Annotated in this window: 15 protein-coding genes and 1 tRNA gene; 2 read left to right on the plus strand and 14 right to left on the minus strand. The window is 60.4% G+C overall.

Annotated features, from left to right (window positions below; translation table 11 throughout):
* Positions 1 to 86: 86 nt before the first annotated feature.
* Together PK28_RS07385 and PK28_RS07390 are read right to left on the minus strand one after the other, a co-directional pair.
* Positions 87 to 2,858 carry a D-alanine--D-alanine ligase family protein gene (locus PK28_RS07385; RefSeq protein WP_044512949.1) on the minus strand — a complete coding sequence of 924 codons (2,772 nt, stop codon included), beginning with the start codon at positions 2,856 to 2,858 and terminating at the stop codon, positions 87 to 89.
* 60 nt (positions 2,859 to 2,918) lie between these two features.
* On the minus strand, positions 2,919 to 3,521 hold the full coding sequence (locus tag PK28_RS07390) for a porin family protein (RefSeq protein ID WP_044512951.1): 603 nt from the start codon (positions 3,519 to 3,521) through the stop codon (positions 2,919 to 2,921).
* Between the two features lie 202 nt (positions 3,522 to 3,723).
* Here PK28_RS07390 and PK28_RS07395 point away from each other — a divergent pair, with 202 nt between their 5' ends.
* A complete protein-coding gene (locus PK28_RS07395) occupies positions 3,724 to 4,920 on the plus strand; it encodes a phosphoglycerate kinase (RefSeq protein ID WP_044512953.1) in 1,197 nt (398 codons plus the stop codon).
* A 163-nt stretch (positions 4,921 to 5,083) separates the two neighbouring features.
* Here the strand turns inward: PK28_RS07395 and PK28_RS07400 are convergent, their stop codons facing one another.
* From PK28_RS07400 to PK28_RS07410, 3 genes are read right to left on the minus strand one after another with little or no spacing between them, the layout of a single operon-like run.
* Positions 5,084 to 5,719, minus strand: coding sequence for a hypothetical protein (locus PK28_RS07400; protein WP_156126290.1), 636 nt, complete (start codon positions 5,717 to 5,719; stop codon positions 5,084 to 5,086).
* 40 nt (positions 5,720 to 5,759) lie between these two features.
* Complete coding sequence (locus PK28_RS07405) at positions 5,760 to 6,992, minus strand: site-2 protease family protein (RefSeq protein WP_231576235.1); 1,233 nt, start codon at positions 6,990 to 6,992, stop codon at positions 5,760 to 5,762.
* Entirely contained in the window at positions 6,955 to 7,620 is a 666-nt protein-coding gene (locus PK28_RS07410) for an HAD family hydrolase (protein ID WP_048825721.1), read from the minus strand. The genes PK28_RS07405 and PK28_RS07410 overlap by 38 nt, the downstream gene beginning before the upstream one ends.
* Positions 7,621 to 7,771: 151 nt before the next feature.
* Between PK28_RS07410 and PK28_RS07415 the strand changes: the two genes are divergently transcribed.
* Positions 7,772 to 7,848 (plus strand) — tRNA-Ile (locus PK28_RS07415).
* 431 nt (positions 7,849 to 8,279) lie between these two features.
* Here PK28_RS07415 and PK28_RS07420 read toward each other — a convergent pair.
* From PK28_RS07420 to PK28_RS07460, 9 genes are all read right to left on the minus strand, one after another.
* Positions 8,280 to 9,749, minus strand: coding sequence for an efflux transporter outer membrane subunit (locus tag PK28_RS07420; protein ID WP_082017009.1), 1,470 nt, complete (start codon positions 9,747 to 9,749; stop codon positions 8,280 to 8,282).
* A 9-nt stretch (positions 9,750 to 9,758) separates the two neighbouring features.
* Positions 9,759 to 12,938: an efflux RND transporter permease subunit gene (locus PK28_RS07425; RefSeq protein WP_044512961.1), complete on the minus strand. Its 3,180-nt coding sequence runs from the start codon at positions 12,936 to 12,938 to the stop codon at positions 9,759 to 9,761.
* Between the two features lie 155 nt (positions 12,939 to 13,093).
* Positions 13,094 to 14,245 carry an efflux RND transporter periplasmic adaptor subunit gene (locus PK28_RS07430; RefSeq protein ID WP_044512964.1) on the minus strand — a complete coding sequence of 384 codons (1,152 nt, stop codon included), beginning with the start codon at positions 14,243 to 14,245 and terminating at the stop codon, positions 13,094 to 13,096.
* 105 nt (positions 14,246 to 14,350) lie between these two features.
* Positions 14,351 to 14,596, minus strand: coding sequence for a hypothetical protein (locus PK28_RS07435; protein ID WP_044512966.1), 246 nt, complete (start codon positions 14,594 to 14,596; stop codon positions 14,351 to 14,353).
* Positions 14,597 to 14,689: 93 nt separating this feature from the next.
* On the minus strand, positions 14,690 to 16,057 hold the full coding sequence (locus PK28_RS07440) for a sensor histidine kinase (protein ID WP_044512968.1): 1,368 nt from the start codon (positions 16,055 to 16,057) through the stop codon (positions 14,690 to 14,692).
* 4 nt (positions 16,058 to 16,061) lie between these two features.
* Positions 16,062 to 16,739: a response regulator transcription factor gene (locus PK28_RS07445; protein ID WP_044512970.1), complete on the minus strand. Its 678-nt coding sequence runs from the start codon at positions 16,737 to 16,739 to the stop codon at positions 16,062 to 16,064.
* 108 nt (positions 16,740 to 16,847) lie between these two features.
* A complete protein-coding gene (locus tag PK28_RS07450; RefSeq protein ID WP_156126291.1) occupies positions 16,848 to 17,036 on the minus strand; it encodes a hypothetical protein in 189 nt (62 codons plus the stop codon).
* Between the two features lie 51 nt (positions 17,037 to 17,087).
* A complete protein-coding gene (locus tag PK28_RS20725) occupies positions 17,088 to 17,345 on the minus strand; it encodes a 5'-nucleotidase C-terminal domain-containing protein (RefSeq protein ID WP_044512974.1) in 258 nt (85 codons plus the stop codon).
* Between the two features lie 109 nt (positions 17,346 to 17,454).
* Positions 17,455 to 18,681 carry an NAD(P)/FAD-dependent oxidoreductase gene (locus tag PK28_RS07460; protein WP_044512976.1) on the minus strand — a complete coding sequence of 409 codons (1,227 nt, stop codon included), beginning with the start codon at positions 18,679 to 18,681 and terminating at the stop codon, positions 17,455 to 17,457.
* Positions 18,682 to 18,785: the final 104 nt, after the last annotated feature.

An 18,785-nucleotide genomic window follows, 5' to 3' on the forward strand; every position in this document is an offset into this window, starting at 1 on the left:
GTTGACCAATCGGTGCACGATCATCAATATCTAGCTTTAGCTGACCACCCCTAACCCCTCCTTGAAAAAAGGAGGGGAACTAGTTCTTAGCTGTTCACCGCCAGCTTTTCTTTACGGGTGCGCTCTTTGCCGAACTCCAGAATCTGGTCGATGAAATCGTAGGGCGTGTAGCCGGCCAGCGCGGTTTGATGGAAGATGCAGGTGGCGGGCGTCATGCCGGGCAGGGAGTTTACCTCGATGATGATGACCTCCACTGCGCCGTTGTCGCGCACCCGCACAAACGCGTCGATGCGGGCGTAGCCCTGAATGTTCAGGATTTCGGCCACGCGGCGTAGCTCTTCCTTCACCTCGTCGGAAATGCGCTGGCGCTCAATGGCATCGGCGGCGTAGCGGGCCGGGGTGATGTTCTGGCCTTCGCCGGCCAGGAACTTCTCCTCCAGGCTCAATACCTCACCGGTAGCCAGCGCTTCGGAAGCCTCAAAAACCTCAATGTCCAGCTGCCCATCGGAGCGCCAGTGGGTGAGCAGACCGCCCGTAATTTCGAGGAAGTGAGCCGCGCCGTCGCGCTCAATCAAGGTTTCTACCAAGAAGGCGTCCTTGCGGGGGAATTCCTCCTTGAAGCCTAAGTGCAGCGTTTCGGCATCGGGTATCATCAGGTCTTCCTGCTCCCGGAAGATGAGGCGGGTGAAAGCCTCCAGCTCAGGGCGGTTCTTTACTTTTTTCACCGCCGAAGAGCAGCCGTCGTCGGCGGGCTTGGCAATGAAGGGGTAGGGAAACTGCGTTTCCAGGGAGCGGTAGAAGCCCTCGGCATCGGCCTGCCATTCCAGGCGGTTGGCCATGCGGTGCTCGGCCACACGCATGCCGGCTTCGCGCAGGCGGCGGTTGGTTTCAAACTTATTGATGGTGATACTGCTGCTGCCCACGCCCGAGCCGTTGTAGGGCAGGCCGAACTTTTCCAGTTGCTGCTGCAAAGCACCGTCCTCGCCGGGACGACCGTGCAGGGCAATAAACACCTCATCTACCATCTTGGCCAGTTCCTCAAACGATACCCGGCGCGGCTGCGCGGTAGGCTGACCGGCATAGGTGCTGGTAATGGCTTCTGCTTCGCGGCGGATGCGCTCCAGAATAGGGTGCAGGCTGTGGCCCGCCTCCATGTGCTCCACTTTCTCCTTGATGTCGTCGGCGTTGTCCTTCAGCATGACGTTGATAGGCAGCACGTACAGGCGGAAATCCTGGTTGTTGCCGGTCAGGAATACGGGCACCGGCTCATACTTAATAGAGGAGCTGAGCTTCTCGTAGATGTTGCGGCCGCTTTCCACCGAAATGTGGCGCTCCGAAGAATAGCCGCCCATAATGACGGCCACTTTAATGCGCTGACGCTCCTCGTGCCCGCGGGCAGCTACGGCCGCATCCAGCCCACGCAGCAGGCGCTGCAGCTGTACGGGCCGCATACCCGCCCGGCGGCGTGCTGCCAGAGAAGTGCGAATCAGATAGGTCAGAAACTGCGAAGGATTGAGCCCGATTTCCGCCGCCTGGTGGAAGAAGAACGAGGCCGGCAACATGCCCGACGTGGTGTTCGGGTCGTTGAGGAAAATGGAGTTTTCAGTTGCCGGTTGCGAGTTGCCAGTTTCTTCACCTGAAATCTGGGAACCGGCAACTGGTAACTGGGAACTGATAAACCCATCCAGCCGCGCGTACACCTGGAAGCCGAACGTGCGGAACATCTCCTCACAGGCTTCCCGGATGCGCTGAATTTCGTCTTCCGGTAAATCGATGGGGGTGATTTTGCGGGCCAGGCCGGGCAGGTATTTCGAGCGGTAGTCGAACATCTCCTCGCCCTTCACAATCTCCGTGGGCGGCAGCGCCAGTGGCTGACCGTTGGGGTCTTCCACCACAATGCAGGAAAACTCGCGGCCCTGTACAAAGCTTTCCACCAGCACCTGGGTTTCGCCGTCCACGTTGGTCAGGCGCACCTGTTCGGCGGTTTGCAGGCGCTCAGCCAGCGTGTTTAGCAGGGCCTCGGGGTGGTAGATAATGTGCTCATCATCGGCATCCAACATCACGGGCAGGCCAATGCCCTCACGGATGTCGGTGAGCTGCTGCACCCACATGATTTTGTCGCGCTCCGAGAGGCGCTGCCAATCGTCGCGGGTCACGGTTTTGCGGAACAGGCTGCGCTCCATGGCGCGGTGGAAAGCCTCCACGTTGGCGGTGCGCAGAATGCTGATGCCAATGCTGCTGCCCTGGCGCGGGGCTTTGAACACCAGCGGCAAGCCCAGCTCGCGCTCCAGGTAAGCCAGGGTAGCAGCCGGGTCGGCGGCGTCCCATTCTTCGGCCGATACCACGCGGAACTCCGGCGTGGGCCGGTTCAGGGCGTGGAGCAGCTTTTTCTGGGCAATTTTATCGATGCCAAAGGCCGAGGGCAGCACGCCGGAGCCGGAATACGGAATGCCGTACCACTCCAGCAGGCCCTGAATAGCGCCATCTTCGCCGCCGGGACCATGCAGAGCCAGGAAGGCAAAATCCATGAGGCTGCTCAGCTCCTGCGGCTGAATACGGCGGCCTACCTGATTGATAATTTCGTCCTGTTGGGCAAGGCTCAGCTCGCCCAGGCTTTCCAGGTACACCTGCAGCTTGTGTTCGGAGGCAGGCAGGGCCGAAACGGGCGGATAAAAGTCCCGGATGGTGCCTTTATAAATGTAGTGCCAGTCCAGCAGGATGAAGTTGCCGCGGCTGTCCACGAATACGGGAACGGCCTGAAACAGCGACTTGTCCAGGTTATCATATACAGTGCGGCCGCCCGCAAAGGAAATTTCCCGCTCACGCGACGGTCCGCCGAAGAAGATGCCTATTTTCATACGTAGTGCAAAGGTACGAATGTCAGACAGCATGGCGCTACCTGCCGGCAACTTGCTGCGTTACTGCTTCGCCCCGAACATATACCCCAGCTGGGCCTGAAAGACGGAGTTGCGCGTGGGGCTGTACTGGAGAGGATGAGTTATATCACCACAATAACGTAGCGTGATATTTGGGCCGGAAGGCAGCTCGTAACCGATACCGGCTACATATCCCAGCTGCAGGCTGTTAAAGTCGCGGCGCTGGGGCTGTTCATACAGGTCGTTGTTCACATCGTTCTTAAAACTGAGCAGATAGCTGAGTTGCGGCCCTGCTTCAAATGTGAGTCCTTTGGCATTGATTTTTGTCAGGATCGGCAAATCGAGGTAATTACGGTGGTAGTAGTTGGTTGTCCGGGCACCGGTAGTAGTGCTGCCGTATTTATCTTTTGCCCCTTTCGCTGAATATAATAGCTCGGATTGAATGCTCCAGAATCCATCTTCGGTCAGGGAGTAGCGTGCTACCAACCCGCCATTAATGCCCAATAGTCGGTCGGGGCCAACGGTGTGCTTTACCTTGTCCCGGGAATAATTAGCGCCGGCCTTCACGCCGAAACGAAGGTGCTGACCAACGGCCAGCTGGCTAAGCAGCAGGGCTGGCACTGCCAGCAAGAAGCGGATATACATTCAGAATAGAGTTGGGGTTTGTCAATATTGAGGCCGGATAGAAGCGCAATAATAGGCAAAGACTACATCCGCTGAATAAAGGCATGCGGAAGCGTCGTATAACTACGCTAACTCCCCAGGAAAATTGCATGCAACTCAAAAACTCCCGAACTACGCGCCGCAACCCCGTATAAGACGACACCCAACTTTCTATTCTCAGCTTATGAAAACCCTCGACCAGTACAACTTCGCCGGCAAAAAGGCGGTGGTACGCGTGGACTTCAACGTGCCGCTCGACAGCGACCTGCGCATCACCGACGATACCCGCATTCGGGCGGCTACGCCCACGGTTAAAAAAATTCTGGCTGATGGCGGCTCCGTTATCCTGCTCTCGCACATGGGTAGGCCCAAAGGTGGCCCCGACAAGAAAAACTCCCTGCGCAACCTGGTATTGCGTCTGCAGCAGGAGTACGGGCAGGAAGTGAAGTTTGCGGATGATGTACTGGGCCAGGAAGCCGCCCAAATGGCCGCCTCGCTGCAGCCCGGCGAAATCCTGCTGCTCGAGAACCTGCGCTTTTATGCCGAAGAAGAAAAAGGCGACGAAGCCTTTGCGGAAAAGCTGGCCCGCCTCGGCGACGTGTATGTGAATGATGCCTTTGGGGCGGCGCACCGCCGGCATGCTTCCACGGCCGTCATGGCCCACCACTTCACCCCGGAAAACCGCGTGGCTGGCTACGTAATGCAGGGCGAGCTGGAAAACGCCAAGCGCGTGCTGGATCATGCCGAGCGGCCCTTCACTGCCATTATGGGCGGCGCCAAGATTTCGGATAAAATCCAAATTATTGAGCAGCTGCTGGATAAGGTGGATAATCTGCTCATTGGCGGGGGCATGTCCTACACCTTTGCCAAGGCCGAAGGTGGCCAGATTGGTAACTCCCTGCTGGAAGGCGACAAGATGGATATGGCCCTGGACCTGATGCGCAAAGCCAAGGAAAAAGGCGTAAACCTGGTGTTGCCCGTCGACAGCATCATTGCCAATCAGTTTGCCAATGATGCCGATATTGACGTAGCCGGCAGCCACAGCATTCCGGCCACCTGGATGGGTCTGGACATCGGCCCCGAAACCCGCGAGCTGTTCGCCGAAATCATCCGCAACTCCAAAACCATTCTCTGGAATGGCCCCATGGGCGTGTTTGAGATGTCGAACTTCTCGGTAGGTACTGAGTTTGTGGCCCGCGCCATTGCGGAAGCTACCGAAAACGGCGCCTTCAGCCTCATCGGTGGCGGCGACTCCGCGGCGGCGGTAAACCAGCTAGGCTTCGCCGATAAAGTGTCCTACATCAGCACCGGCGGTGGCGCCCTGCTGGAGTACATGGAGGGAAAAGAGCTGCCCGGTGTGGCGGCGCTGGAAGGCCGGTAAGTAGTCATTGCGAGGCACGAAGCAATCCGTCCTCTGAAACGTAGAAAGCCTAAGTAAAGCAGAAAGCCCTTGACGTACTGCGCGTCAAGGGCTTTCTGGTAGAAGGAAGTATCTGGTGTTGTCGAGGACGGATTGCTTCGTGCCTCGCAATGACATACTAATGTTAGTTCTCGTAAAGTCCCTCCAACTCGTGGCCCATACCCTGCAGGGTTTCCTGTTGGCGGCCCGTGAGGCGCACCATCAGGGCGCGGGCTTCGGGCTCGCTCAAGACCTGCATTTCCTGCAGCCACTGCAGTCGGCGCACTTGTTGTTCAATGGGCCCTAGGGGGTTGATGCGGGCATAGTGGGTGCGCAGATATTCTTTAACCCGCTGCTCTAGTGTGTGGGCAAACGTGTAGAACTGGGCCCGGTCGCGGCGCCGGTCGGCGAAGGTGAGGTTGAGCTGGGCCGTGCGGAAATGTAGCAGAAACCAGCGCCGGTCCCACTCCAGCGCAATAAATGCCCCCAACACCGCCAGAAAAACCAGTACGCCCACCAGCCCGGGCGTAACGGTGCCGGTAGCCCAGGATTCCTGCACCGGCTCAATAGCTACCCACACTATCAGGGCCAGCATGTAGAGCAGCCAGCGGGTGGGCACTTGCCGGGTGCGCTCCAGCTGTACAGGCAGGATTTTCTCGTAGGGGACTTCTACTTCCAGTAAAGGAATATTTTGGGTGCTGCGCTGGCAGGCGTAGAGGCCATGCTCGCGCATAATCAGTTGGGTAGTACCTAGTAAAATTCGGTTTTGTTCGAGGAGCATCCGCAATAGAACCGGGCTCAGAAGCCGCTGTTCAACTAATTTATAGAAAAGGAGAAGGGGTAAAGCAAAGCACAAAAATAACCAGCATTAGCCAGCCCAGCACTTTGCGCCCCGGCGAGAGGGGGCGCTCATCGGTAGAGGGCGGATGATAAATGCCCATTACCCGGCCCAGCAGCAACCCAAAAACCAGCCAGCCGGGGTTGCCTTCCAGCCCCGGAAAGGCCACCGTAGCGGCCAGCTGTGCTACAAATACCGCGAAAGCCAGCTTCACGCCGCGCCACGGCGTGGGCAGCACCCGCCGAAAAACCAGCGTGAGGTACAGAAAATAGGGCAGGCCCCAATACAGCCAGGTATCCAGGGCGCTGTGCAGCGAAAACAACCCCAGCCCGGCGTAAAATACGAAGCCGATAAACAGAACCGCCGACAGCCGATTGAACCGCTGAAAGCCCAGCAGCCCGTACAGAATGTGCCCTCCGTCCAGCTGCCCAATGGGCAACAGGTTCAGGGCCGTAAAAAACAAGGACAGCGCCCCCGCCAGCAGCACCGGGTAGTGCATTAGCTCATTGGGATGCGGCAGGCGGGTGGGGTCAGCAAACAGGTATTCCAGACCCTGGTACAGCAGTGGTTTAGCCAATGTAAGGCCAGTGCCCTGCTGATACACATAGTGGGCATAATCGGCACCATAGGCCCGGTATTCCGGATGAATCTGGAAGATGTATTCCAGGGGCGGCAGGTGCGTGAAACCATAAATCAGCACCGGTACCGCTACCAGAAAGCCCGCCAGCGGTCCGGCCAGGCCGATATCGAAGAACTCGCGGCGGGAAAATATCCGGTCCTTAATGCGGATGACGGCCCCAAACGTGCCAATGGTATTGAATAGCCCCGTGAAAAACGGAATATAGTACGGCAGCGTGGTGCGCACCCGGTTGTGCCGGGCCGTGAAATAGTGCCCGAACTCATGCACCGTGAGTACCCCCAGAAAGGGCAACGAAAACCACAGCCCGCTCAGAATTTCCGGCTTCGTCAGCCAGCCACTCAGCTTAAAAATGTTGCCTTGAATAAAGAAAGCCTTGCCGGTTATCCATTCCGCGCCGGCCAGGGTGGTGGTAATCAGGGTGATGAAAAACAATACCAAGTGCAGGGCATACCGGCGCCAGCGCGGCGGCGCGGGCCGCTCGTAGCGGGTGAAAAACTGCCGGAAGTCTTCCTCGTCGCGCAGGCCGGGAACGGGTGCGTCAGGAGGAAAGGGGAGAGGCGGAAGATTGGAAGGCACGGAGGGCGTCGGGAAGAGCGTCGAGAAGGGTGAGAGGCGGGGCCAGGAACAGCGTGTGCAACCCCAGGCGCCGGGCCGTTTCAATGTGTTGAAAACTGTCCTCGATGAAAAGTGTTTCCTCTGCTTTCCAGTTCATCTCGGCCAGCGCATGCCGGAAAATTTCTTCGCCGGGCTTGCGCAGGCCCACATGCTGGGAGTAGAAAACCCGGTCCAGGGCATCGGCAATGCCATTTTGCAGACCGTATTGCTGGTGCAGCCGCTGGTTTATCTCCTCAATATGAATCTGGTTGGTGTTTGATAAAAGCGCAGTTTCGTAGCCCTGGGCGCGCAGCTCGGCAATGAGGGCCAGCCGCTCGGCGGGCACGTCCAGCAACATGGCGTTCCAGGCGGCCGTCAACTCCTCGTCGGTGGCCTCTAACTCATAGTGCGTGCGCAGGCCCTGGTGGAACTCAGCGGGAGTGAGGCGGCCGGTTTCCATTAAGTCAAACAGCTCTGCCTGGGCTGCCTGGGTAAACGCAATGGTGCTACCATGCCGGTGCAGGCGGCCCATGGCATCCAGCGTGCGCTGGTAATCAATATTGATAATCACGCCGCCGAAATCGAACAGCAGGTTAGGCTTTTTGGCCATATACGAAGGTCTCTATAGAAGCGCGGATAGCACTTGGCTGACTAAAAAGTTGCGAAGCCCGCCATAATCCATCCGCTTCTGCGTTGCAAATACGCCCACAAAAGTCGAAGTTTGCGGTGCCGAAACCAACCACACCGGCTGGTTTTGCGCCGGGCCTATAGCTCAATCGGTTAGAGCAGCTGACTCATAATCAGCAGGTCACTGGTTCGATTCCAGTTGGGCCCACCAAACCGGACTTATTCCTTTCAGGAGGTTGAGTCCGGTTTTTTTATTGTTGTTAATAGCTGCAAGAGAGGCAATTGTGTTAAAAATTACGTTGGTGCGCCCGGTTCGATAAAGGCCAGTTTCGGGCGCGAAGGCAATGCCGTTCGGATGGATCCTATTTTGGAGTAGTTAATATGTTATAAAATAAGCTTTCTGCCACATAATGGGCAACTTATCAGCCATGTCCACCGCAAAATCGATGAAAATTTCCACGTTCGATAAGTGAGTTTGCACGTTGAAGTTAGTTGCTTGTAGGGGCTTCAGTTCTTCAGCCAAAAATTGCGGCTGAAGAACTGTTAAGTAGCTGGGTTTAGGACGTGTTAACGATACTACCTGGAGGAATGGCGACTATGTTCACCAATCATCAACTGCCAATTCAGCGCGCTGATGGACTCTTATTGAAGGCTGCCCGGGGTCCAGCCGCCGCCCAAAGCCCGGTAGAGGTCAATCAGCAGCTGAAACTGCTCGCGCCGGATGCCGGTCAGGTTCAGCTCGGCCTCCAGGGCGCTGCGCTGGGCCGTTACTACCTCCAGGTAGTTGGCGTAGCTGGCCGTATATAGGTCGTTTGATACTTCCACGGCGGTAGTCAGGGCCTGCACTTCCTGCTGGCGCAGCTCATAGGCCTGCTGGTAGTTTTCCAGGCCGCGCAGGCTGGTCACTACTTCCTCAAACCCGGTTTGCATGGCCTGCTGGTAGCGGTAGTACGCGGCCTGTTGCCGGGCAGCCGACTGCCGGTAGCTGGCCTTCAGCTGGCTCCGGTTGACGAGGGGCGCCGCCACTCCGGCCAGCAGGCCATAGGCCAGAGAACCGGGAGTCGAAAACAGCAAAGAAGCTTTGTAGGCGTTCAGGCCCACATAGGGTGAGAGGGTAAGGCTGGGCAGAAAGGCGGCCCGGGCGGCAGCCACGTCGGCGCGGGTGGCAGCCAGCTCCAGCTCGGCCTGGCGCACGTCGGGGCGGCGCAGCAGCATGGCGGCCGGCATCCCTGTCCTGACCAGGGCGGGCAGGGTTTGCTCCGGCAGCGGTGCCCCGCGGCGGATGGGCTGCGGGTAGCGGCCCAAGAGGCGGTTAAGCTCGTTTTCGGCTCCTACAATGCGCTGCCGGGTTTCGGCCTCCAGGCTGCGGGTGCGCAGCAGCTGAGCCAGAAATTGCTGCACGGCCAGCTCGGTAGCCCGCCCGCCCAGCTTCTGCACCTTCACTATTTCCAGGGCCCGATCCTGCAGCTTTTTGTTTTTGCGGAGTACGCTCAGCTCGTTGTCCAGAGCCAGGAGGTCGTAGTATAGGCGGGCCACCTGGGCCACCAGGGCCGTTTCGACGAGGCGGCGGCCCTGCTCCGAGGCCAGCAGGCGGGCAAAGGAAGCCTGGCGCCGGCTGCGCAGCTTGCCCCACAGGTCAAGCTCCCAGGCACTGCGCAGGCCCAGAAAATAGTCGGGCGCGACGGAGGGCAGGGTCTGGCCGTCGTTGGTGGCATTGAAGCCGGTGCCGCTCAGATCGGCAAACCGGTCGTAGCTGGCGGCGGCCGTAGCGCTGATGGTGGGGCGCAGCGCCCCGCGGGCGGCGGTCAGGCCGGCCCGGGCCACCTCCACGCGCTGCACGGCCACCAGCAGATCGGGGTTGGCGCGCACGGCTGTGTCCAGCAGGGCCGCCAGGCTGGGGTCAGTGAAAAACTGCCGCCACGACAGGTTTCCGCCGCTAACAGTATCGGCCGGGGCGGCGCTGAAGCTTTTGGGCAGAGGTGTGGCCCGGGGCAACACCACCGGCGCGGTAGCCTGGCAGCCGCTCAGCAGCGCCCCGGTTGCTCCGGCCAGAACCACGCGGCGGAAGCAAAGTCCCGCAGAAAAACGAATAAGGGAAGACAGCAACTTCATAAATCGGCGTTAGACGGCTACGGGGGCAGGTTTTGCAACGCGGGTAGCAACGGGAACCTCAGCGGCAGGCTCGGCTATGGGCTGGGCCGGCTTTTTGTCGCGCGCAAACAGCACGTAGAGGCCCGGAATCAGCACCACCCCGAACAAGGTGCCGATGAGCATGCCGCCTGCCGCCGCCGTGCCGATGCTGCGGTTGCCCATAGCGCCCGCACCAGTGGCAATGCACAGCGGAATCAAACCGGCCACGAAGGCGAAGGAGGTCATCAGAATGGGGCGCAAACGGGAGCGGGCGCCTTCCACGGCCGCATCCAGCACCGACAGGCCTTCCCGCTGCCGCTGCACCGCGAATTCAATGATGAGAATAGCGTTCTTACCCAGCAAGCCAATGAGCATCACCAGCGAAACCTGGGCGTAGATATTGTTTTCCAGCCCCAGCAGCTTCAGGGCAAGGAAAGCGCCGAAGATGCCGGTGGGTAGGCTCAGCAGCACCGGCAGCGGCAGCAGGAAGCTTTCGTACTGCGCCGCCAGCAGCAGGTACACGAACACCAGCACGATGCCGAACACATACAGCGCCTGGTTGCCCGAGATAATCTGCTCCCGGGTCATGCCGCTCCACTCGAAGGTGTAGCCGCGCGGCAGCTCCCTGGCCGCTACAGCCTCAATGGTCTTGATGGCGTCGCCCGACGAATAGCCGGGGGCAGTGTCGCCGTTGAGGGTGGCCGAAGTGTACATGTTATAGCGCGTGAACTGCTCCGGGCCGTACACCCGCTCCAGGCGCACAAACGTGGAGTAGGGCACCATTTCGCCCCGGTCGTTTTTCACGTAGAGCTTCAGCAAATCTTCGGGCTTGGTGCGGTAGCCGGGCAGGGCCTGTACCATCACCTTGTACATCTGCCCGAAGCGGATAAAACTGGCAGCGTAGTTGGAGCCCATCAGGGTTTGCAGGGTTTTCATGGCGCGGGCTACGGTCACGCCCTTCTTGGCGGCCAGGTCGGCATCCAGGTGAATGAGATACTGCGGAAAGGTGGGGTCGAAGCCGGAGAAGGTGTTTTCGATGGCCGGCGTATTGTTGAGGGCCTTAATGAAACGGTCCGTCACCTCGTCGGTGCGGTGCAGGTCGCCGCGGCCGGTGCGGTCCAGCACCCGCAGATCGAAGCCGCCGGCGTTGCCGAAGCCGGGCACCGTGGGCGGGGTAAAAAACTGCACCTGCGCCCCGGTAATGTGCCTGGTTTTAACCCGCAGCTGGGCCATCAGCTCGGTCACGGATTCCTGGCGCTCGTCCCAGCCTTTCAGGTTGATCATGCCCATGCCGTAGCTGGCCCCCGACACGTCGTTCATCAGCGAGTAGCCGGCCAGCGTCGAGACGGATTCCACGGGCTTCATCGTCTGGGCTACGCGCTGCACTTCCTGCAGCACTTGCTGGGTGCGCTCCATGGTGGCGCCAGGCGGCGAGGTCACGTTGATGTAGACCATGCCTTGGTCTTCGCTCGGAATAAAGCCGGTGGGCAGCACGGAGTTGACGCCCCAGGTGGCTGCCAAGAAGAACAGCAGCAGCGCCACCGTCACCAGCTGGCGGCTGGCCACCGTGCGCACCAGGCGCTGGTAGCCGTCGGCAAACCGCTCGTAGCGGCTATTGAAGCCGGCAAAGAAGCGGCCCAGCAGGCCCGTACGTTCGGCATCAGTAGGCTCCTTGAGCAGCAACGCGCACAAAGCCGGCGTGAGCGTGAGAGCATTTATCCCCGAAATGACGATGGAAATGGCCAGCGTGAGCGAAAACTGGCGGTAGAACACGCCCACCGGCCCGCTCATAAATGACACCGGAATAAACACCGCCGACATCACCAGCGTGATGGCCACAATGGCCCCGCTGATTTCACCCATGGCTTCCAGCGTGGCGTCCAGGGCCGACAAGTGCTTTTCGTGCATCTTGGCGTGCACGGCTTCCACCACCACAATGGCGTTATCCACCACAATGCCGATGGCCAGCACCAGCGCAAACAGCGTGAGCAGATTGATACTGAAGCCCAGCAGCTGCATGAAAAACAAGGTGCCAATGAGGGCCACCGGCACGGCCAGGGCCGGAATGAGAGTGGAGCGCCAGTCCTGCAAAAACAGGTACACAATGACGAACACCAGCAAAAACGCCTCAAACAGCGTCCGCACCACCTCGTGAATACTGGCGTCGAGGAAGCGCGACACGTCGTAGCTGATGGTATAGGTCATGCCGGGCGGGAAGCTGGTGGCTTTCAGCTCGGCCATGCGTTCTTTCACCTGCGCAATAACGTCGGAGGCGTTGGAGCCGGGCAGCTGCTTGAGCAGGATGGCGGCCGAGGGCTTGCCGTTGCTCTTGGACAGCATGCGGTAGGTTTGCACCCCAAATTCCACATCGGCCACGTCCTTGAGGCGCAGCACCGAGCCGTCGGCCTCGGCCCGGATGACGATGTTGCGGTACTGCTCGGGCTCGAAAAGCTTGCCGGTGTAGCGCAGCACGTATTGCAGCACCTGCGCCGAGCGGCCCGAGCTTTCGCCGGTGCGGCCGGGGGCGGCCTCTACGCTCTGGGTCTGGATGGCCTGCACAATTTCGTCGGCGCCCACGCGGTAGGCCAGCATCCGGTCGGGCTTCAGCCACACGCGCATGGCATACTCGCGGCTGCCCTGGATTTCGGCCAGGCCTACGCCCTTGATGCGCTTGAGCTCCTGCAGAATGTTGATGTCGGCGAAGTTGTAGATGAACTGCTCGTCGGCCGTGGGGTCGTCGCTGACGATGTTCAGGTACAGCAGCATGCTGTTCACTTCCTTCTCCGTCACCACACCGGCCTTAATTACCTCCTCGGGCAGCTCATCCAGGATGGTGGTTACGCGGTTCTGCACGGCCACGGCGGCCAGATCGGGGTCGGTGCCCACCTCAAAGAACACCTCCACCAGGGTGGTGCCGTTGTTGGTGGTTACGGTATTCATGTAGGTCATGCCCGGCACCCCGTTGATGGCCCGCTCCAGCGGCGTGGCCACGGCCTTGGCCGACACCTCGGCATTGGCCCCGTTGTACTTGGCCCGCACCGTCACGGAGGGCGGCACGATGTCGGGGAACTGCGTGACGGGCAGCGTAAACAGCGCCCCCACACCCAGCAGGGTGATAAACAAGGAAATAACCAGCGACAAAACCGGCCGTCTGATGAAGATAGAAAACATAGAGAAGGTGTGTCGTGAGGAGGTGTGCCGTTGGCTGGAACAGCCCGTCATGCTGAGCGAAGCCGAAGCATCTCTACCGCTTCGTTGGATTTGGTCTTGCAACGAAGCGGTAGAGATGCTTCGACTGCGGCTGCGCCTTCGCTCAGCATGACGGGCTACAGAGCCGTGGTCAGGCTGGTGAGCGTCACCGGACGAGGCGTGATGCGGGAGCCGTCGCGCAAATCCTGCACGCCTTCGCATACAATCTGCTCCCCGGCTTTCAGGCCGCTATCCACCACGTAGAAGGCGTTGAGGCGGCTCTGGGGCACGAAGTTGCGCTGGCGCACCTGGCCCCGGGCATCCACCACATACACGTAGTTTTTGTCCTGCTGCTCGAATACAGCCTTCTGGGGCACGAGCAGCGCGTCGGTCACGGGGTTGGCCAGGCGCACTTTGCCGGTGGCCCCATGCTTGAGCAGTTGCTCGGGGTTGGCGAAGCGGGCCCGGAAGGCAATGGCCCCGGTGCCGGCCTGAAACTGGCTTTCCACGGTTTCAATCTGGCCGGTAGGCGCGTAGAGCGTGCCGTCGGCCAGCACCAGCCGCACCTGGTTGGTGCGGCGGGCCGAGTCCGGCCGGCGCGTTTTCATGTACGCCAGATACTCCGCCTCCGACACATTGAAGTAGGCAAACACGGCCCGCGTATCCGACACGGTGGTCAGCAGCGTACCGTCGTCGATGAGGCTGCCCACCTTCAGCAGCTCCCGGTTCACCACGCCATCAAACGGGGCGCGAATGGTAGTATAGCTGAGCATGAGGGCGGCGTTGGCCTGCGCCGAGCGGGCTTCCTCCATGGTGGAGCGGGCGGCGGCCAGCTTGGCCTGGGCCACGTCCAGCTCGGTTTTAGAAATGATATTCTTCTCGGTGAGCAGCTGCACCCGGTCCAGCTGCAGGCTGGCCACCCGGGCCCGGGCAGTGGCGTTGCTCAGCGCGGCGCGGGCCCGGGCCAGACGGGTGCGGTACTCGGCGTCATTGATCTGAAACAGGGGCTGGCCTTTTTTCACAGTCTGGCCTTCATCCACGTAGATTTTCTCCAGAAAACCCCGCACCCGGGCCCGCAGCTCCACGTTACGTACGGCCTGAATATCGGCCACGTAGTCGCGGGCCAGTACGGTGTCGTGGGCCACAAGCCGGGTAACCGGCAGCGTGGGGATATCCGGTTCGGCCGCATGGCCCGTATCGGCCTGGCCATTGGTGCCGCAGCCGGCCAGCGTAGCCCCCAGTAGGCCAGGGAGCAGGGTCCGCAGCAGAAATGAAGAAAGGAAAGACATGATGAAGGAAGGCAAAAGGGCGGCCGGGAGTCGGTGGCCCGGGTGAGGTATAAGCGAAGCGAGCTGGCCGAAGGCAGCAATGCCGCCCGCAGGTTCAGCCGGAAATCAGAACGCGGCGTGCACGGCGTGGACGCTGTCGGGGCCGGCCTGCCTACCGCGCTGGCAGGCCAGCAGCTCGGCACGGGCCTGGGCCAGCTCCAGCTCCGTGACCGAAACAGGCAAGCCCGTCTCCAGCTCATAGTTGAGGGGGCGGGCGTCAATCTGCTGCAGAAAGTACACGTTCAGCCCCGCGGAGAGCAGCAGCGCGCCCAGGAGCAGACTCAGTAAAATACGGTTTCGGAACTCGGGCATAGGGCGCACGTTCTGCGGCGGAATGGCACAAAGAAGCGGCCCCGGCATTAGAGCCGGGTGAGAACCAGATTAGAAAACATTAAAAATTGACCGCTACTGCGGGGGCAGCCGCAGCGTGGCGGTGGTGCCCGCGCCCGGCGGCGAGCTTAGCTCCAGGCTTCCGCCATGATGCTCGGCAATCTTTTGCGTTACGGTCAGGCCCAGGCCGTAGCCGGGTACCTGCCGGCCATTCTCGGCCCGGTACAGCGCCGTCATAACCAGCGGCAGCGCTTCGGCGGCAATGCCGATGCCGGAGTCAGTCACGGTCACTTCCACCGCTCGGCCAGTGTAGCCAATACAGGCGTGTACCGGCCCGCTGCTATACTTGCAGGCATTGTCGAGCAGGTTTAGCAGGGCCGTGGTCAGCAGCTGCTCATTGCCCGCCACCACAAACGGTTCGGGCGTCCCCTTCGGGGGCATTTCGCCAAAGGAGAGCTGTACCTGGCGGCCGGGGTACTTGCCCTGGCAGTAGTTCAGGGCCTGGGTCAGGCATTCATCCAGCCGCACCGGTACGCGCCGGAAGGCGGTGTTTTCGGCCTTGGCCAGGGCCAGCAGGGCGTTGGTGAGGCCGGTCAGGCGGCGCAGCTCCTCCTGCGCTGAGGCCATACTGCGCCGCACCTCGCCCAGGTCGGTATCATAGGTCAGCGACGTTTCCAGCGTGCCCAGGGCCGTAGCCAGCGGCGTGCGTAGCTCGTGGGAGGCATGACTGAGGAAGTTTTTCTGCATCTCGAAGGCCTGCTCAACGCGGGCCAGCATACGGTTGAAGGTCACGGCCAGCTGAGCTATTTCATCGGTGCCGTTGCCTTCGTGCACGCGCAGCCCCAGCCGCCCGGCCGTGATGCGCTCTACCTGGCCCACCACCCGCTTTATCGGTTTCAGCGACTCATCGGCAAAATACCAGCCCGCCAGAATAATCAGCACCAGCGCCCCCACATTGCCTACCAGCAGAATCAGGCGCAGCTTTTCCAGCTGCAGATGGCCAAACTGGTCGAGGCCGGCGGCAAAAACCCGGTATGTTTGCCCCTGGTACAAATACGCCACTCCAACGGCCTCCAGGCTGTCGGCGGCAAAGCGCAGGGGCCGGGCCCCAGGCTGTACCAGCGGCAGGTAACGCAGGTTCTGTTGCTGCTGAACCTCATCGCCGCTGGTGTACAGCAGGCGGCCGGCGGGGTCGTAGATGCTGATCTGTTCTTCCAGAATGGTGAGCAGGTCGCGGCGCCGGAACAGGCGCGGGGCGGCATCTGCGGGCTGCGGGGTGCGCAGCAGCAGGCGCGCCGTCATGCGGCCCTTGCCCGCCAGGCGCTGGGCAAACCGCTCCTGACGCGCCGCCGCGTGGAAGAAATAAATGAAGGCGGACAGCGCCAACTGAATGGCCAGCACCAGCAGGGTAAAGCGCAGAATAAGTTTATTGCGAATCAGCATACGCCTACCCCTCGCGCAGGACGTAGCCCATGCCCACCACCGTATGAATCAGTTTTACGGGGTAGCCTTTATCCAGCTTTTTGCGCAGGTAGCTCACGTAAACATCAATAACGTTGGTATTGGTGTCGAATTTCAGCTCCCAGACCCGCTCGGCAATATCCACCCGCGAAATTACCTTGCCGCGGTTCAGGAGCAGATATTCCAGTAAGGAGTACTCCTTGGTGGTCAGCTCAATTCGCTGGCCGGCCCGGGTTACCACTTTGGTGTCCAGGTTTAGCTCCAGGTCGGAAAAGCGTAGGAGCTGGCGGGCCGGGCTGCCGGCCGCGTGCCGCCGGGTCAGCACCCGCGCCCGCAGCAGCAGCTCCCTGAATGCAAACGGCTTTACCAGATAGTCATCCGTGCCCGCTTCAAAGCCCGCAATTTTATCATCGAGAGAATCGAGGGCCGTGAGCAGCAGCACGGGCTGGTGTGGGTTGAGTTGGCGTGCCTGCCGGCATAGCTCAAACCCATTCACGTAGGGCAGATTCACATCCAGCACCACCAGGTCGTAGCGGTTCTGCTGGAGTAAGGACTGGCCCATACGCCCGTCGTAGGCTACCTCCAGCTCATAGCCCTCATTCTCAAACCCTTTCTTAACAAACGAGGCCAGCTTCGGCTCGTCTTCTACCAATAAAACCTTCATACAGCAGCTTCCTCCTAAAAAGCAAGTATACGATGCCGCTGATTAGGAAGCTGGTTCAGGATAGCACGGCCGCCGGCCGGGTGGCGTTTGGGCACCCGGCCTACCCGGTCACACCACCACAAACGTGTGGTAGTGGGCCACGGCCAGGGGGCGGTGCTGCTCCAGGTAGGCGCGCATGGCCGCCACGGCGTGGTGGCTGGTTTTGCGGCGCTGCTGCCCAAGCTTTGCCGGTACGCCCTGGGCCGTGATGAACGCCGCCGAGTAGGTGCGCGCCGGGTCCAGCGGCTGGCCCTGCACAAACACCTGCTGCAGGCGGCTGCCTTTGGGGTTTTCAGCTTTGAAGGAAACCTACAAACCCAGGGCGCGCTTCACGTAGCCGCCCATCTGGTGCAGGGGCTGCCCGCGGTAGGTGCTTTCCAGGTTGGCTTTCAGCATTTGTCGCAGCTCGGTGCCGGTCAGCGCCACGGTTTCAATTTCCGGGTCCATGGGCACAATGTTGTAGAGGTCTTCCAGGCGCACGGGGCCGGGGACGTGAAACAGCTCCTGGTGCAGATTCAGGTAGCCGTGCACGTCGTTGAGCTGGAACAGGGAGAGGGTGGCAGGCATAGCGGAGAAAGGAGTTAAGAACGAGGGCCCGATGGCGGGCGCCAAAGCGGAAAACGCCGGCCGGCCCCTCTGGCCAGCCGGCGTACGCGGATTCCTGCTAACGAAAAAATCAGGCTTTGCCGGCCAGAATTTTGTTCCAGTACAGCCACGGCAACGCATAGCGCTTCAGCAGCCACATAGAAAAGCGCTCCTGGGCCTGGTCCACGGGAAAGCTGGGCGTGGGGTTGTTGTCGTAGTCGAACTCGGCCAGAATCAGCTTGCCATAGCCCGTTATCAGCGGGCAGGAGCCGTAGCCGTTGTAGGGCGGGTTGCCGGTCAGCACCTGCTCGCGCAGCAGCGACAACAGGTTTTTTACCACCACGGGCACCTGCTTGCGCACGGCCGCGCCGGTTTTGGCGTTGGGCGTGGAAGTGGCATCGCCCAGCCCGAAGATGTTGGCGTAGCGCACGTGCTGCAGCGTGTGCTTGTCCACATCCACCCAGCCCAGCGGGTTGCCGGGCACGGCCAGGGGGCTGTTTTTGATGAAGTCGGGGGCGCTCATGGGCGGCACCACGTGCAGCAAGTCAAACTTCATCGTCTTTTCGCCCACCACCTGGCCATCCTTATACACCTCGTACACGGCCTCCTGCTGCTCCCCGCGAATTTCCTTGAGGTTGTGCAGGAAATCGGTTTTGATGTGGTAGCGGTTTACCACTTTCTGCAGGGCATCGGCGAAAACCTTCACCCCAAACAGCACCCCGCCGCCGGTCGTAAAATGTACATCGGCCTTGTTCAGCACGCCGCGCTTGCGCCAGTTGTCGCTGGCCAGGTACATGATTTTCTGGGGTGCGCCGCCGCATTTTATCGGCGTGTTTGGGGCCGAAAACAGGGCTGTGCCGCCTTTAAAATTCTTCACGCACTCCCAGGTGTAGGGCGCCAGCTCGTAGCCGTAGTTGGAGCACACGCCGTTCTTGCCCAAGGCTTCTTTGGCTCCCTTGATTTTGTACCAGTCCAGCTGAATGCCCGGCGCCACGATGAGGTAGTCATAGCCCAGGCGCTGCCCGCTGGCCGTAACCACCACGTTAACTTCCGGCTCGAAGGAGGCCGCTGCCTCCTGCAGCCACGTAGCGCCCTTCGGGATAAAGTCGGCCTCGTTGCGCTCCGTGTCGTGAATATCGTAGGCGCCCCCGCCCACCAGCGTCCAGGCGGGCTGGTAGTAGTGCTTGGCGCTGGGTTCCAGAATGGCGACGTCCAGCTGGCGGTCGGCCAGCAGCAACTGCGCCGCTGCCGACAAACCGGCGTTGCCGCCCCCAATAATGAGGACCTGGTAGTGTTGGGAAATTTGGGAGGTTTTCATAGCGGAAAAAGTTGAGGTAGACTGGGACAAGGAAGAGTGGGGTGCTCAATTCAATTTTATATGCAATTACGAACATATTAACATGTATTCACATGATTTTTGTC

This window comes from Hymenobacter sp. DG25B, assembly GCF_000801315.1.
Taxonomy (GTDB): domain Bacteria; phylum Bacteroidota; class Bacteroidia; order Cytophagales; family Hymenobacteraceae; genus Hymenobacter.

Excerpts from the sequence above, each read along its gene's own strand:
- PK28_RS07385 (WP_044512949.1), bottom strand. The coding sequence starts at position 2,858 with ATGAAAATAGGCATCTTCTTCGGCGGACCGTCGCGTGAGCGGGAAATT.
- PK28_RS07390 (WP_044512951.1), bottom strand. The coding sequence starts at position 3,521 with ATGTATATCCGCTTCTTGCTGGCAGTGCCAGCCCTGCTGCTTAGCCAG.
- PK28_RS07395 (WP_044512953.1), top strand. The coding sequence starts at position 3,724 with ATGAAAACCCTCGACCAGTACAACTTCGCCGGCAAAAAGGCGGTGGTA.
- PK28_RS07400 (WP_156126290.1), bottom strand. The coding sequence starts at position 5,719 with ATGCTCCTCGAACAAAACCGAATTTTACTAGGTACTACCCAACTGATT.
- PK28_RS07410 (WP_048825721.1), bottom strand. The coding sequence starts at position 7,620 with ATGGCCAAAAAGCCTAACCTGCTGTTCGATTTCGGCGGCGTGATTATC.
- PK28_RS07420 (WP_082017009.1), bottom strand. The coding sequence starts at position 9,749 with ATGAAGTTGCTGTCTTCCCTTATTCGTTTTTCTGCGGGACTTTGCTTC.
- PK28_RS07425 (WP_044512961.1), bottom strand. The coding sequence starts at position 12,938 with ATGTTTTCTATCTTCATCAGACGGCCGGTTTTGTCGCTGGTTATTTCC.
- PK28_RS07430 (WP_044512964.1), bottom strand. The coding sequence starts at position 14,245 with ATGTCTTTCCTTTCTTCATTTCTGCTGCGGACCCTGCTCCCTGGCCTA.
- PK28_RS07435 (WP_044512966.1), bottom strand. The coding sequence starts at position 14,596 with ATGCCCGAGTTCCGAAACCGTATTTTACTGAGTCTGCTCCTGGGCGCG.
- PK28_RS07440 (WP_044512968.1), bottom strand. The coding sequence starts at position 16,057 with ATGCTGATTCGCAATAAACTTATTCTGCGCTTTACCCTGCTGGTGCTG.
- PK28_RS07445 (WP_044512970.1), bottom strand. The coding sequence starts at position 16,739 with ATGAAGGTTTTATTGGTAGAAGACGAGCCGAAGCTGGCCTCGTTTGTT.
- PK28_RS20725 (WP_044512974.1), bottom strand. The coding sequence starts at position 17,345 with ATGCCTGCCACCCTCTCCCTGTTCCAGCTCAACGACGTGCACGGCTAC.
- PK28_RS07460 (WP_044512976.1), bottom strand. The coding sequence starts at position 18,681 with ATGAAAACCTCCCAAATTTCCCAACACTACCAGGTCCTCATTATTGGG.